Genomic DNA, 13,299 nt, shown 5'->3' with positions numbered 1-13,299 from the left:
GCCGCCCCTTACGAGCACGAGTGGATATGTCAGGCAGCGTGCCGCATAATCGCGGCTTCTGAAGGCGAAAGCGTTCGGCGCGCGAAGCTACCATAGGTATGCGGATCATATTCAAGTTGGGGATACTCGGCCAGCAGGCGCTTGCGGTCGGTCTGGTCCAGCGATGCAAACGCTGCCGATGCGGGATGAAAGCTCTCTGATTCCAGTCCGTTGGCCAGTAGTATCTGGTGCTCGTCCAGAAGAACATGAATGTATGTGACGTCACGCACCTGCATATCCACCGTGATGGTAGTGCCATTGATCAGATCTTTTGCGGTTACCAGCACCTCGGGCGTATTGAACAAGCTCTGTGCCACTGCCCCCTTAATCAGCAAACGGTGCTCGGGCGAGACCAGCAGATCATCCTCCGGCCGCGCGAGACCCAATGCGCCCCCCGCAATTCGGATGGGCCGCAGTTTGGGCATCGCGAACAGGCGCGCGCCCGTCATACGCCGCCGCCCAATCCAGCGCAGCGGCTGTAAGCCACTGTCCTTCGTCTGGACCATATCTCCTTCACGCAAATCTTCGATAAGACGCGCGCCGTCACCTGTGGCAATGCGGGTGCCCGGAGTAAAGCAAATCACGCCTGTCTGCTGACCGCCACTGTGCTGGGCGGTGACAGCACCAAGAGTGTGATGCACGATCCAAAGATCGCAATTGCGCGGCGGCATCTCGTTGAGAAACATCAGCAACGGCTGGCTACCGCCGCCCACCTCGATCAGTGTAACACTGTAGCTTTTGCCACCATCAGTGACGACAAAACTGTTGTCCATCAGAGGTGACGTTTCGGTATCTTTTTCCCAGCTGCGCGGACCGGCCTTTCGCTCAAGTGCAGTCCCGACAAGGCGATGCACCATGCGCGCTGCACGTTTTCGCAAATTTTCTGTTCCGTCCGCATCGTCCAGTCGCAAAACATCTGATGGCCCATCCACACGCACAGCGTCACCGCGCCATGCCCATGCTGCTCCAACACTCAACGCCTGCACTGGTGCAGCATCAAGACCATCAATTTCTGTTTGCGACCATGATATGACGAACGTGCCTCGAAAGCCCGTTACCATTTACTGCCCGCCTGCCTCGTTATATTTTTTTTATTGTCCTAAGATTAACAAGGTTGGCTTGGTCTGGGAAGTATAAACAGGCATCGCAGTAAGAACTGTTGCGAATAAACCTACTAGAAACTCAGGTTTATGCGAATGGACCCGACAAGCTGGCCCTCGGATTGGGCTTCGAATTCCTCGCCCATATAGGTCAATCCATAGAAGGCCGAAGCACGCTCGCCCTGCCACTGCACGCCTGCACGGAGGCGATCGCGGCTCTCGGCCAGCTCCGCACCATTGCCCGTCGGAAGATAGATACTGTCAGCAACATGGGCGATATCTGCACCCAACAAGAAGGCGAAGCCATTGTTTTGCGCTGCGGTCACAACACGGTAGCGCTGGCCTGTCACACTTTCGCGCACCATCATATCGCCTTGTCCGGAACGCCCGAATGTCAGATCAACACCGGCGCGCACAAGGGTCTCCGCGCCTGCACGTCCCTCAAGAAACGGGCGCATCCGCACAGCAGAGCCCAACACAACCTCGCGCGCAATCTCGCCCACAACCGTGGGATGGATACCGCTTATCTGCGCATCAAGCGTACTATCCGAAGGTCGCTGCACACCAAGAACCTTGTGTAGCCCGCGCTGGAAACTTCCCAGCCCCGTACCACTCCCTGAGAGGACAAGGTCACCGCCCAATGAAGTGTCAAAGCCGCCCCATTTGAAATGCGTATGGGCCCCGATAGAGACAGAGCCGGCGTAGGGGCGGTCGGAGGGGTCTGGATTGGCGAGGTTATCGGGTGCTATAATCTCCGCGGCGATACGCAGCTCTATCAAGTCGCCAAAACCTGCTGGCACCTGTCCGGTCCACTCGGGCCCCCAGACACGCGACGAGGTCCAAGACCCCGTGCGCCAACGGTCCTGACCATCGCCAAAGTAATCATTGGTGATGAGCCGGCCATAACCCAGCTTCTGGCGTTCGCCGGCGTCAGCCGTCGAAGGTACCAGGGAAAGTAAAAGAACGAGTGCAGCGAGCAAGCCAGTGGCGTGTCTGATCATAAGACAATCCTGTAATGTTCGCCCCCACAGCGACCTACCGTTTAACCCGAACCGGTGATTCCCTCCAAGGATGCATTGCCTCGAATGCCAACCCCCGCGGCATTGCGTCATTGATGCCACGCTTTGCCACTGGAAACCTCTGTGCGGAATGTGGTTACTTGAGTCATGAAAGATGTCCGCACCAGCAAGGACTGCCAAGTGAATATTCTCTTTATCATGTACGACCAACTCCGGTTCGACTATCTCGGGTGTGCAGGCCATCCACATCTGAAAACACCGCATTTTGACCGTGTCGCAGCAATGGGCGTGCAGTTTACCAATGCTTATGTCCAATCCCCGATCTGCGGATCCAGCCGCATGTGCTATTATACGGGGCGCTATGCCTCGTCTCACGGGGCGCAATGGAACAATTTTCCGCTGCGTGTGGGCGAGCAGACGTTGGGCGACCATCTGCGCAAGCTGGGCATGGACTGCTGGCTGCTGGGCAAGACCCATATGAAAGCGGATGCAGCGGGGATGGAACGTTTAGGCCTGTCACCCGACAGCACGATCGGTGCGCGGCAGGCCGAATGCGGCTTTGATACTTGGATACGCGATGATGGTCTTTGGGGGTACGGTCCGGATGGCTATTATGACGAAAAACGCTCTCCCTATAATGAATATCTGAAGTCTAAAGGATATGATGGCGAGAACCCTTGGGCCGACTATGCAAATGCCGGCATCACAGACGATCAGATTGCATCCGGTTGGATGTTCCGCAACGCGGGAGAGCCTGCAAACATCGCCGAGCAAGATAGTGAAACGCCGTGGCTGACTTCGAGGACGATCGAATTTATGGAGCAGGCAACAGGCACGTGGTGTGCACACGTCAGCTTTATCAAGCCACACTGGCCTTATATCGTCCCCGCCCCCTACCATAATATGTTCGGCCGCGAGCATGTCCCCCCGGCGCGCCGCCACGAGGTAGAGCGCGAAAACCCGCATCCAGTTTATGGCGCCTATCAGGACAATAAGGTAGCAAAGGCCTTCCAGCGCGACGAGGTCCGCGAAAAGGTGATCCCGGCGTATATGGGCCTGATAAAGCAATGCGATGACCAGCTTGGCCGCCTACTCGACCATCTGGAGGCCACAGATACCCTCAAAGATACGATGATTGTGCTGACATCGGATCATGGCGATTATCTCGGCGATCACTGGCTCGGAGAGAAGGACCTCTTCCACGAGCAATCGGTGAAAGTACCGCTGATTGTGTACGACCCGCGCTCAACGGCCCATCCTACCCGCGGCACTACCTGCGATGCACTGGTCGAGAGTATTGATCTTGCCGCAACCTTCGTCGAAGCTGCGGGCGGCAAAGTCCCCGATCACATAATCGAGGGTCGGTCACTGCTGCCATGGCTGCGCGGCGAGACACCGGACTGGCGCACATTTGCCATCTCCGAATACGATTATTCATGCACGCCGCATGCTGCCAAATTGGGGGTCGAGCCACGCGATGCGCGCCTGTTTATGGTGTTCGACGGAAGGTTCAAGTTGATCCACGCGGAAGGTGGCATGCGCCCGATGTTGTTTGATTTGATCGAGGATCCAGACGAATTCCACGATCTGGCAAAAGGACAGGCGCACCAGCCGCAGATAGAGCAACTTTACGGAATGCTGGCACAATGGGGCCGCCGGATGTCCCAGCGGGTTACAAGATCCGAAGATGATATCAAAGCGATGCGCGGCAAGTCGTTGGGAAAAGGTATCCTTCCGTTTATGTACGACGGCTCGGAGGTGGACGAAAAATACACCGCCAAATATCGTGGCCCAGTTCGCCAACGTCATGTCGGGGATACAGACGCGTAGAGCTTTTTCAACTCGGGAATGCCAATTTAATCGAGGGGCAGTCGCTCGGGAAGCTGCGCGTCAGGCGCAAGATCAAACCGGAGCGAAACTGCACCAGCATCTTGTGATGCGCCTACCTTCGGGTAGACATAGCAAAGCCAGCACACACGCTGAAAAGGGGCCACACATTGAACTGGGATGAATTCGAACATTGGGGTGCACATATCGCCCGCTGGGCCGCTGATTACCATAAGGGTATCCGTGATCTTCCGGTTCGCGCACAAACCGAACAGGGCGATATTGCTGCCGCCCTTCCGGTGACGCCGCCCGAGGCGGGCGAGGCGATGGAACAGATCATAGCCGATTTCGAGCGGATCGTTATGCCCGGCATCACACATTGGCAGCACCCGCGCTTCTTTGCCTATTTCCCCGCAAATGCGGCCCCTCCTTCGATGCTGGCCGAAATGCTTGTGAGCACCATCGCCGCGCAATCCATGCTGTGGCAAACCTCTCCCGCAGCCACGGAAATGGAGGGCGTGATGATCGACTGGCTGCGTCAGGCGCTGGGCCTGCCAGACGGGTTTAAAGGCGTTATTCAAGACAGTGCATCATCCGCAACCCTGTCAGCGGTCCTGACGATGCGGGAAATCGCGCTCAACTGGCGCGGAAACAAGGAAGGCCTGTCTGGTCTGGGGCGTCTAAGAATATATTGCTCGCAAGAAGTCCATTCATCCGTCGACCGTGCCATCTGGGTCGCGGGGATCGGACAGGATAATCTGGTGAAGATCGGCAATGGCACCAGCGGCCACGCCTACGAGATGGATACCGAAGAACTGGCCGCACGCATCACACAGGACCGCGCGGCCGGATACATCCCCGCAGGGATCATCGCAATCACCGGCGGTACGGGTATCGGCGCTTATGATTTTCACCATCCCGTGCTGGCAATTGCAAAAGCCGAAGGTCTCTATACCCATTTGGATGCCGCATGGGCTGGCGCAGCGATGATCTGTCCAGAGTACCGCGATGAATTCTGGGCCGGTGTCGAGGGATACGATAGTATCGTCTTCAACCCGCATAAGTGGCTCGGTGCGCAGTTCGATTGCTCGGTCCAGTTTTTGCGTGATCCGCAGCACCAGATTAACACGCTCAAAATCGAGCCGGAGTACCTGAAAACCGCAGGCGCGCCGGTCACCAATTATTCCGAATGGACGATCCCGTTGGGGCGCCGTTTTCGCGCCTTGAAATTATGGTTCCTAATTCGCAGTTATGGTCTTGAGGGCCTACGCGCGCGCATCCGTAATCACGTAGATTGGGCGCACTCGCTGGCGGCAAGACTGGATGCCCATCCCGACTTCGAGGTGGTGACACAACCCATCCTGTCGCTATTCACATTCAAAGTGATGGGCCGCGACGATTCAGGACAACTGGCCTTTGTCGAGCGCCTCAATAATGACGGCCGGATATATATTACCCAGACACGGGTCAAAGGCGCGGTGGTCATCCGTTTCCAGATAGGTCAGTTTGATTGCTCAAAGGACGACATCAACACCGCCTATGATGTTCTGTGCGAGTTGGTGAAACCCTAACGCGGCAAGGCGGCGGCGTGGCGGGCGCGCTCTTCGATCTCGTCCCATTTGCCCGCTTTCACAAGGTTCGAGGGCGCAATCCAGCTTCCACCGGCACAGACCACATTTGACAGCGCAAGATAGTCGCGCGCATTCTCGGGCGTGACCCCGCCAGTGGGGCAAAACGACAAACCGGGCAGCGGCCCACCCAAGCCTTTGAGCGTTTTAATACCCCCTGCGCCTTCAGCAGGGAAGAATTTCAACACCTCGAACCCGCGGGCTTGCAGGGTCATTGCCTCGGTTGCTGTCGCGGCACCGGGCAGCAGCGGCAGGCCCGCCGCAAGGCACGCATCCACAAGTGCCACTGGAGAACCGGGTGTTACCCCGAACGTCGCTCCTGCCGCTTTGGCCGCTTCAACGTCTGCGATAGTGACGAGCGTCCCCGCCCCAACCCGTGCACCCGCCACCGTGGCCATTGCAGCAATTACACCGAGCGCCGCAGGCGTGCGCAGCGTTACCTCCAGCACCGGCAATCCGCCGCGCACCAGTGCCTCGGCCAATGGTACGGCATGGGCCACATCCTCAACCACCAGCACAGGAATAATGGGCGCGAGGGCGGCCAGCTCACGAATATAGGCAGTGTTATTCTTCATGTTCAATTCCCGAAAACGGAGGCGCCGGTATCGGCAGTTCCAACAGCATTGCGGAAAGGCGCAAATAATTCGCGCCCTGTTCCAAAGTGATTGTGGCTCATGTCAGCGGTCACCGCCTCCCGATCGAGCACGCCTTGTGTCACGATCGCGAGCGTACCTGCCACCGCATCAAGGCGCAGCACATCCCCGTCGCGCAGATAGGCAATCGGTCCGCCATCCAGCGCCTCGGGACTGACATGGATCGCAGCGGGCACCTTGCCCGACGCCCCCGACATTCGCCCGTCGGTAACCAATGCTACCTTATACCCACGGCCTTGCAAAATCCCCAGCATCGGCGTGAGACTGTGCAACTCAGGCATGCCGTTTGCCTTTGGACCCTGAAACCGGACGACGACGATCACATCACCGTTGAATTCCCCCGCCTTGAACGCGGACTTCACCTCGTTCTGATCATGGAACACCCGCACAGGCGCCTCGACAACATGATGCGAGGGATCCACGGCGGAAACCTTAATCACGCCCGTCCCAAGATTTCCTGACAGGCGCTTGAGCCCGCCGGAGGTCTGGAACGGTTCTGATGCAGGGCGAAGGATGCCTGTGTTCAAGCTTTCGGCAGTGCCTTCCCGCCACGCCAGCGCAGCCCCTTCCATATACGGCTCTTTTGTATAGTGATGAAGTCCCGCGCCCGCGACCGTCAGAGTATCGGGATGCAATAGGCCAGCCTGCAACAATTGCCCGATCATGTATCCAAGGCCACCGGCGGCGTGAAAATGGTTCACATCTGCAAGGCCATTGGGGTAGACCCGCGCAAGCAGTGGCACAATGTCAGAGATATCCGAGAAGTCCTGCCAGTCCAGAATGATGCCACCCGCACGTGCCATCGCAATCAGGTGTATCAGCAAATTGGTCGAGCCACCCGTCGCCATCAGCCCGACAATTCCGTTCACAAATGCCTTCTCGGTCAATATCTCGCACACCGGAGTATAATTATCGCCCAAATCACTCAATGACAGGGCACGCCGCGCCGCCTCAATGGTGAGAGCATCGCGAATTTCCGCGCCGGGGTTAATGAAGCTGGCCGAAGGCAAATGAAGACCCATAAACTCCATCAGCATCTGGTTGGTGTTCGCCGTACCATAGAATGTACAGGTACCCGGCCCATGATAGGCAGCCATTTCCGCCGCCATCAGCGCATCACGTCCGACCTCGCCTGCCGCGAATTGCTGACGGACTTTGGCTTTTTCATCATTCTGCAAGCCGCTGGTCATCGGTCCGGCAGGGATGAACACAGCGGGCATATGACCAAAGATTTGCGCGCCAATCACAAGACCCGGCACGATCTTGTCACAGACGCCTAAAAACACCGCCGCATCGAATGTATTATGGCTTAGCGCAATTCCCGCCGCCATAGCGATCAGATCGCGGGAAAAGAGGCTCAACTCCATCCCCGCCTCGCCTTGTGTCACGCCATCACACATTGCAGGCACGCCGCCCGCCACCTGTGCTGTGCCACCATTCGCGCGGACAGCATCGCGGATCAGCGCCGGGTACCGTTCATAAGGTTGGTGCGCGGACAGCATATCGTTATAGGCTGTCACTATCCCCAAATTCCCGCCCTGCCCGATAGCCAGCGCGCCCTGATCCGGCCCAGCGGCTGCGAAGGCATGGGCCTGACCGCTGCAAGAAAGGTGACCGCGGGACGGCCCCTTGCGCCGGGCCATCTCCATCCGCGCCAGATAGGTGGAGCGGCTTGGCGCGCTGCGCGCCACAATGCGGTCGGTGATTTCGCTCAAGGTTTTGCTCACGGTCACGACGAATTCCTCCTCGCAGTCAGGTTAGCGCTAACATAAACGCTTCCGGCGGTATCTGACAAGGGCGCGCCCACCCTATCGCCGCCGCTGCGGTGTTTTTGTAGACTTATTACCCCGTGCGCCCGTTGATTGCGGGGTGTTGGCGGCATTTTCATCCGAGAGCTTGCGCCAGCGATCAACCCGTGCGCTATCCAATATTCCGGCTTTCACAGCCGCTAATACAGCGCAGCCTGGCTCGTGGGCATGGGTGCAGTCGCGAAATTTGCACAGCGGCGTAAGCTCGGTGATTTCTGCAAACAAAACATCAAGACCTGTAGCCAGATCGCTCACGTGCAGGGTCCTGATTCCTGGTGTATCAATCACCCAGCCGCCGCCAGCAATCTCGTGAAGGGAGCGCGATGTCGTCGTGTGCCGCCCCTTGGCGTCCCCCTCGCGGATACCGCCCGTCAGCTGGGCCTCGTCACCAGACTTATCCGCCAGCGTATTGAGCAAGGTCGACTTACCCACACCCGACGATCCGACCAACGCAACAGTTTGACCCGCACCGCACCACCGCGCGAGCGCAGTCGCTGCATCAGGCAGTTTGGCATTCACGGTCACAACCTCCAACCCCCGTTGCAATGCAGCGGCCTGAGTGACGTATTGTGCAACATTTTCGATCTTGTCTGCTTTGGTCAGCACGATGACCGGGTTTGTCTGCGCCTCGTTGGCAAGAGCCAGATAACGCTCCAGCCGCGCGGGGTTGAAATCGTCGTTGCAAGAGGTCACGATAAACAATGTGTCTACATTTGCCGCGATCAGTTGGGGAATGTGGCTACCGTCAGTCTTGCGCTGCAACAGCGCGTGCCGCTCGAGACGACGCACGATGACGCCCGTCTCTGGATCGGCCAGCACCCAGTCACCGACTGCAAAATCGGTCGTCTTCATGCCATGCGGCAATACCGGCTTGACCCGCCCTGCCTGTGCTTGCGCACTCATCCGTGCCCGATGGACCGTGGCAATACGCAAAGGTACGAGATGCGCCTCTTCTGCGTCTCGCTGCTCTTCAAAGAACGGAGACCAGCCAAGAGCGGCAAGAGAGTGTTCGCTGTTTTCAAATAAATCCGGCACGTAACACTGATGCGTGGGCTATCGCGCCGATGCAAGCCTTTGTATCAGCGCAGGTACCACATTCAGTGAGATTTTCACCGTGCTGGCGCGCAATTCCTTGAACACGGCGCCTGCGGACGCTACGCCAATGACGGACGAGGATACAAATATGAAAATCTGCGCCATCACGATGGTCTACCGCGACTACTGGGCCTTGGACCAATGGTACCGCCATTATTCCAAATATCTGGGTGCGCGAAACCTCTATGTCATTTCGCACGGATTTGATCCCGAGATTGCAAAAATCTGCCCCGACGCCAGTATAATCACTATCCCGCGCGAGCAGCTCAAGAATTTTGACCGCGTGCGCCTTCGGGTGATCAACGGGATCCAGTCGGGGCTGGGAAATCTATACGATTGGGTGATCCAAACCGACGCAGACGAATTGGTTTGCCTGAATCCCAACACCTACAGTTCCTTCGAGGAGATGTTCAAAACAACTAATGCTCCGGCACTGTTCGCTCTAGGCCTCAATCTGGCTGAGGTAGAGGGCGACAAACCGCTCGACCCGACGGATATGGCGCTGGCACATCGCAGTACTGCATGCGTGACAGGCAATTACAGCAAGGCATGGGCGGTGCGCAAAGCTATCCCATTACGCTGGCACGGGGTGTTCTGTGGCTACCGAAAAACCGCTGATTTCCCCTTCGAGATGCCGGAGGATGTCTTTTTTGTTCATCTCAAGCACGCAAATCTGGCCGCTCTGGCGGATACAAACGCTGTGCGGCAATCTGTGGCAGACAGCGTGGGCGAGGAATGGAGCGTGAACGGCTGGTCCAACCCCGGCTTCCACGCAGCGCGCTTTTTCCGCAAAACGGCCGCGGCCAACGAATTGCCGTGGGACGAGGCAAAAGGACTCGGCTATGCCCAAATCCGCGAAAACCCCGTGCGCGACCCAAAGCGCGGCATCGTTAAGCCGCCCTTCATCAATTATGTCTGCCGTACCACACTGCCCGAGTGGTTTCGTAGCCTGTAATTACACACACCCCCCTTGATGGCCCTGTCTGCATCGCGCATATACAGCCGCAGCGGTCCCTTAGCTCAACTGGATAGAGCAGCTGATTTCTAATCTGCAGGTTTGGGGTTCGAGTCCTCAAGGGATCGCCACCTTTGCAAGTGTTTCAGTCCTGAACGTACTAAAGCGCCCGCAAGGTTTTACATTTCACACCGATGGAACGACATGCCCTGCGCTCGGGCAAAGACTGAGCCCTCCTTTGGGTGTCCGCCCTAACGCATACACTTTACCCTTGATACCCACCGCGCCCGTAACGATGCTGCACTCAGCGAAAAGACAAATGCCGCCATGGCTCCGGGCAAGCTTATCATGGCGATGCCTGCAAGCACGGGCCACTCTAAGCTCGCCACAATTACCCCTGCCGCAAAAGCGCAAATCGCCGAAACTAGGGCGATGATGGTATTGTTTGCCCCCTGAACCATCGCCGTTACATGTACTGGTACCGTAGTGGCCAACATGCTGGTCGCGCCAATAAGGCCAAAGTTCCACCTCACGCCAAGCACCGCCAGCGAGATGTAGGAATGATCCACCGACAGACCACTTAGCGCAACCGCCGCCGCCAGTGCCAGCAATGAAAGACCTGCCATGGCCACACGCTCGGCGCAGAAACGCTTGATCAGAAATCCGGTGAGAAAACTTGGCGCGAACATCGCCACCACGTTCCAGCGGATCACATTTCCCGCCGCGTCCACGCTCAGCCCCCCTCCGATCATAGCGAGCGGGGTTGGCACCTTGAGAAAACCATCATGCCTATTGATACAACGCCAAGTCCCATTGTGCGACGCACGCGCCCCTGCCTCAACACCGACAACGCAGCGATGCGGTTGTGAAAGGCCTGCCTTGGCGTAGCAACGACCTCAGGCATGCGCACAAATAATTGCCCAGCAAGCCCAACAACAGTGACTTGACCGATTGCAGCATAGGCACCCGCCAGCGGGATTGGCGCAAAGGCGTCTTTTGCGATGATGAATAGGTGCGGCCCCGCGAACGCGGCCACCAAACCACCGATGTTAACATCAGGAGTATCGCAAGCGGCTGCCATTGAGTGCTCACAATTGCTGCAACCGCAAAACGAAAGTAATGGTAGCACGAAAGCGCTGGCCCAAGGGCCATAGGCGCCACACACAGCAATACGAAGCTTAAGGAAAAAGCGCCATTTTTTCCAATGCCGCACCAAAGATGGCAGAAACGCCGCCTATGATGAAACCGGCTTTGCGGCCCAATCGCCCCATCAGGAGCGAAAAGGCTGATCTCGCTGCGTTCATGGTAGGCTCTCGTGCAATGGGCGGTATGGAGCCGCCTTAGTGCATCATAGCGTTATCGGGGGGAGCGTTGAAAAAGCTGGTTCGACCACATGCCCAAGTGAAAACTCATAACTTAGAACCGAAGAGTTACAGGGTAAATGTACCAAGCTCAGGTCTACACCGCGCAGAAAATACCACCCTGTTCCCTTTCTGTATTGTTGAGCTACTGCAAACTTGCCGCGAAGATCATCGCAGCGGACGGCAAGATTTTAGGGCACATCCTGCGCGGCCCGCTCGCTCTGAGACAGATCCTTAGCACGGCCGCACGTGGCCTGCTGCACCTCGATTTCAAGGCGTCTCTCGAAGGAATATCTTTCATCGTGAGCGGAACGACTGCTGGGTACGGGAGGTTTAATTAACGAATGCCGGCACAAATAGCAGCACCACGCTCATGAAGCGTGCGTGTTCACGCCGTGTTAAATGTCTTACGAACCCGAAAGGCCTACCATGACACAGATCACCACAATCAATCCCGCGACAGACGAAAAAATCGCATACTACGACATCATGACAAAGGATGCCGCTTTCGAAAAAGTAGAGTCTGCGCACGCAGCATTTCTTGATTGGAAAACGAAAACCCACAGCGAACGCGCCCCGTTTTTGCACAAGATTGCTGCAGCTATCCGGGACCATTCCGACGAGTTGGCGGCGCTTATGACCAAAGAGATGGGCAAATTGCTGCGTGACGGCAAAACCGAGGTGGAGCTATGCGCAAGGCTGTTCGAATACAGTGCCGAGCATGGACCTGACGCTCTTGCTGATGAAGAGCGCAAACACTCTGGAGGAAAGAAGCGCGGGATCGTGGCGCATTGCCCGATTGGTGTCATATATAGCATACAGCCGTGGAACTTCCCACTTTATCAGCCTGTGCGTGTTCTTGCTGCAAACCTGATTGCGGGGAATGCGGTGGTCCTTAAGCACGCCGAGATCTGTACCGGTAGCGGTCTGATGCTGAAGGAGATTTGCGACAAGGCGGGATTGCCCGAGGGCCTCTTTGAAGTGATTATAATTGATCACGACACTTCGGACGAGCTTATCGCGCACAAGCATGTTCGCGGCGTGACCATGACAGGTAGCGATAACGCGGGCCGCCATATTGGTCAGGTTGCTACAAAAAATCTCAAGAAGTCCGTACTCGAATTGGGGTCAAACGATGCGTATCTTGTACTTGAGGATGCCGATATCGACTTGGCTGTAAAAACCTGCGTGCAGGGACGGATCTACAACAACGGCGAGACCTGCGTCTCGGCAAAGCGTTTTGTCGTGACTGATGCTGTATATGATGTCTTCACCAAAGCCTTCGTCGAACAGATGAAAGCTATCAAAATGGGCGATCCCGCTCAGGACGATACGCAGCTTGGACCTCTGTCGAGCGTAAGCCAGTTTGAAACTATTGCCGAGCAAGTGACCAAAAGCGTATCCGCTGGCGCGACCCTTTTGTGTGGCGGTAATCCCAAGAATGAAACCGGACAATACTATCCCGCGACCGTATTGGCAGACGTAAAGCCAGGTATGCCCGCTTACGATGAGGAGCTTTTCGGCCCTGTTGCCTCAATCATTCGCGCAAAAGATGATGAGGATGCCATGAAAATTGCCAACGACAGCCGGTACGGCCTTGGCGGCGGAATATTCACTAAAGATGAAGACAAAGCGATCAAGCTGGCGCGAGACCACTTTGACACGGGCATGATCCGCATCAATTCGTTCGGCGCAGCGGACCCCAATATGCCATTCGGCGGCGTAAAGGATTCGGGTTTTGGGCGTGAGCATGGCGGTTTTGGCATGAAGGAATTTACCAATGCCAAGGCGATTTATTTGCCATCTTGAGCATC

The 13,299-nt window shown here is 56.8% G+C and carries 12 protein-coding genes and 1 tRNA gene; 5 read left to right on the top strand and 8 right to left on the bottom strand.

Annotation, left to right across the window (positions count from 1 at the left end; translation table 11 throughout):
* Positions 1–29 precede the first annotated feature (29 nt).
* Together C8N30_RS11790 and C8N30_RS11785 are read right to left on the bottom strand one after the other, a co-directional pair.
* Positions 30–1,100, bottom strand: a complete 1,071-nt coding sequence (locus C8N30_RS11790; protein WP_025061174.1) for a Hint domain-containing protein — start codon at positions 1,098–1,100, stop codon at positions 30–32.
* A 113-nt stretch (positions 1,101–1,213) separates the two neighbouring features.
* Complete coding sequence (locus tag C8N30_RS11785; RefSeq protein WP_025061173.1) at positions 1,214–2,140, bottom strand: lipid A-modifier LpxR family protein; 927 nt, start codon at positions 2,138–2,140, stop codon at positions 1,214–1,216.
* Between the two features lie 198 nt (positions 2,141–2,338).
* Between C8N30_RS11785 and C8N30_RS11780 the strand changes: the two genes are divergently transcribed.
* Complete coding sequence (locus C8N30_RS11780) at positions 2,339–3,988, top strand: sulfatase-like hydrolase/transferase (protein ID WP_025061172.1); 1,650 nt, start codon at positions 2,339–2,341, stop codon at positions 3,986–3,988.
* A gap of 167 nt (positions 3,989–4,155) precedes the next feature.
* Positions 4,156–5,556 carry a pyridoxal phosphate-dependent decarboxylase family protein gene (locus tag C8N30_RS11775; RefSeq protein ID WP_025061171.1) on the top strand — a complete coding sequence of 467 codons (1,401 nt, stop codon included), beginning with the start codon at positions 4,156–4,158 and terminating at the stop codon, positions 5,554–5,556.
* Here the strand turns inward: C8N30_RS11775 and eda are convergent.
* From eda to rsgA, 3 genes are all read right to left on the bottom strand, one after another.
* Positions 5,553–6,188: a bifunctional 4-hydroxy-2-oxoglutarate aldolase/2-dehydro-3-deoxy-phosphogluconate aldolase gene (gene eda, locus C8N30_RS11770; RefSeq protein WP_037967769.1), complete on the bottom strand. Its 636-nt coding sequence runs from the start codon at positions 6,186–6,188 to the stop codon at positions 5,553–5,555. The genes C8N30_RS11775 and eda overlap by 4 nt on opposite strands.
* A 2-nt stretch (positions 6,189–6,190) precedes the next feature.
* Positions 6,191–7,999: a phosphogluconate dehydratase gene (edd, locus tag C8N30_RS11765; RefSeq protein WP_025061168.1), complete on the bottom strand. Its 1,809-nt coding sequence runs from the start codon at positions 7,997–7,999 to the stop codon at positions 6,191–6,193.
* Between the two features lie 75 nt (positions 8,000–8,074).
* Positions 8,075–9,109, bottom strand: coding sequence for a ribosome small subunit-dependent GTPase A (rsgA, locus tag C8N30_RS11760; RefSeq protein WP_025061167.1), 1,035 nt, complete (start codon positions 9,107–9,109; stop codon positions 8,075–8,077).
* Between the two features lie 13 nt (positions 9,110–9,122).
* Between rsgA and C8N30_RS11755 the strand changes: the two genes are divergently transcribed.
* Positions 9,123–10,124, top strand: coding sequence for a glycosyltransferase family 2 protein (locus C8N30_RS11755; protein WP_051567102.1), 1,002 nt, complete (start codon positions 9,123–9,125; stop codon positions 10,122–10,124).
* 54 nt (positions 10,125–10,178) lie between these two features.
* Positions 10,179–10,255 (top strand) — tRNA-Arg (locus tag C8N30_RS11750).
* Between the two features lie 120 nt (positions 10,256–10,375).
* Here the strand turns inward: C8N30_RS11750 and C8N30_RS11745 are convergent.
* From C8N30_RS11745 to C8N30_RS19810, 3 genes are all read right to left on the bottom strand, one after another.
* Positions 10,376–10,894 carry a hypothetical protein gene (locus C8N30_RS11745; RefSeq protein WP_147419690.1) on the bottom strand — a complete coding sequence of 173 codons (519 nt, stop codon included), beginning with the start codon at positions 10,892–10,894 and terminating at the stop codon, positions 10,376–10,378.
* Positions 10,873–11,205 carry a hypothetical protein gene (locus tag C8N30_RS11740; RefSeq protein ID WP_051567099.1) on the bottom strand — a complete coding sequence of 111 codons (333 nt, stop codon included), beginning with the start codon at positions 11,203–11,205 and terminating at the stop codon, positions 10,873–10,875. Before C8N30_RS11740 ends, C8N30_RS11745 begins: the two co-directional genes overlap by 22 nt.
* A gap of 97 nt (positions 11,206–11,302) precedes the next feature.
* The gene (locus C8N30_RS19810) at positions 11,303–11,428 is read right to left on the bottom strand and encodes a hypothetical protein (RefSeq protein ID WP_269667551.1); all 126 of its coding nucleotides are present in this window, start codon (positions 11,426–11,428) and stop codon (positions 11,303–11,305) included.
* Positions 11,429–11,914: 486 nt separating this feature from the next.
* Here C8N30_RS19810 and C8N30_RS11730 point away from each other — a divergent pair, with 486 nt between their 5' ends.
* On the top strand, positions 11,915–13,294 hold the full coding sequence (locus C8N30_RS11730; protein ID WP_025061164.1) for an NAD-dependent succinate-semialdehyde dehydrogenase: 1,380 nt from the start codon (positions 11,915–11,917) through the stop codon (positions 13,292–13,294).
* Positions 13,295–13,299 lie beyond the last annotated feature (5 nt).

Source organism: Sulfitobacter guttiformis (assembly GCF_003610455.1).
Taxonomy (GTDB): domain Bacteria; phylum Pseudomonadota; class Alphaproteobacteria; order Rhodobacterales; family Rhodobacteraceae; genus Sulfitobacter; species Sulfitobacter guttiformis.
The sequence above is the reverse complement of the archived record's forward strand: the minus strand, read 5'-3'. Positions and strand labels throughout refer to the sequence as shown.

Bases quoted from the DNA above. Each gene is read 5' to 3' on its own strand.
- C8N30_RS11790 (WP_025061174.1), bottom strand. From the start codon at position 1,100: ATGGTAACGGGCTTTCGAGGCACGTTCGTCATATCATGGTCGCAAACA.
- C8N30_RS11785 (WP_025061173.1), bottom strand. From the start codon at position 2,140: ATGATCAGACACGCCACTGGCTTGCTCGCTGCACTCGTTCTTTTACTT.
- eda (WP_037967769.1), bottom strand. From the start codon at position 6,188: ATGAAGAATAACACTGCCTATATTCGTGAGCTGGCCGCCCTCGCGCCC.
- C8N30_RS11740 (WP_051567099.1), bottom strand. From the start codon at position 11,205: ATGGCAGCCGCTTGCGATACTCCTGATGTTAACATCGGTGGTTTGGTG.
- C8N30_RS19810 (WP_269667551.1), bottom strand. From the start codon at position 11,428: ATGAACGCAGCGAGATCAGCCTTTTCGCTCCTGATGGGGCGATTGGGC.
- C8N30_RS11730 (WP_025061164.1), top strand. From the start codon at position 11,915: ATGACACAGATCACCACAATCAATCCCGCGACAGACGAAAAAATCGCA.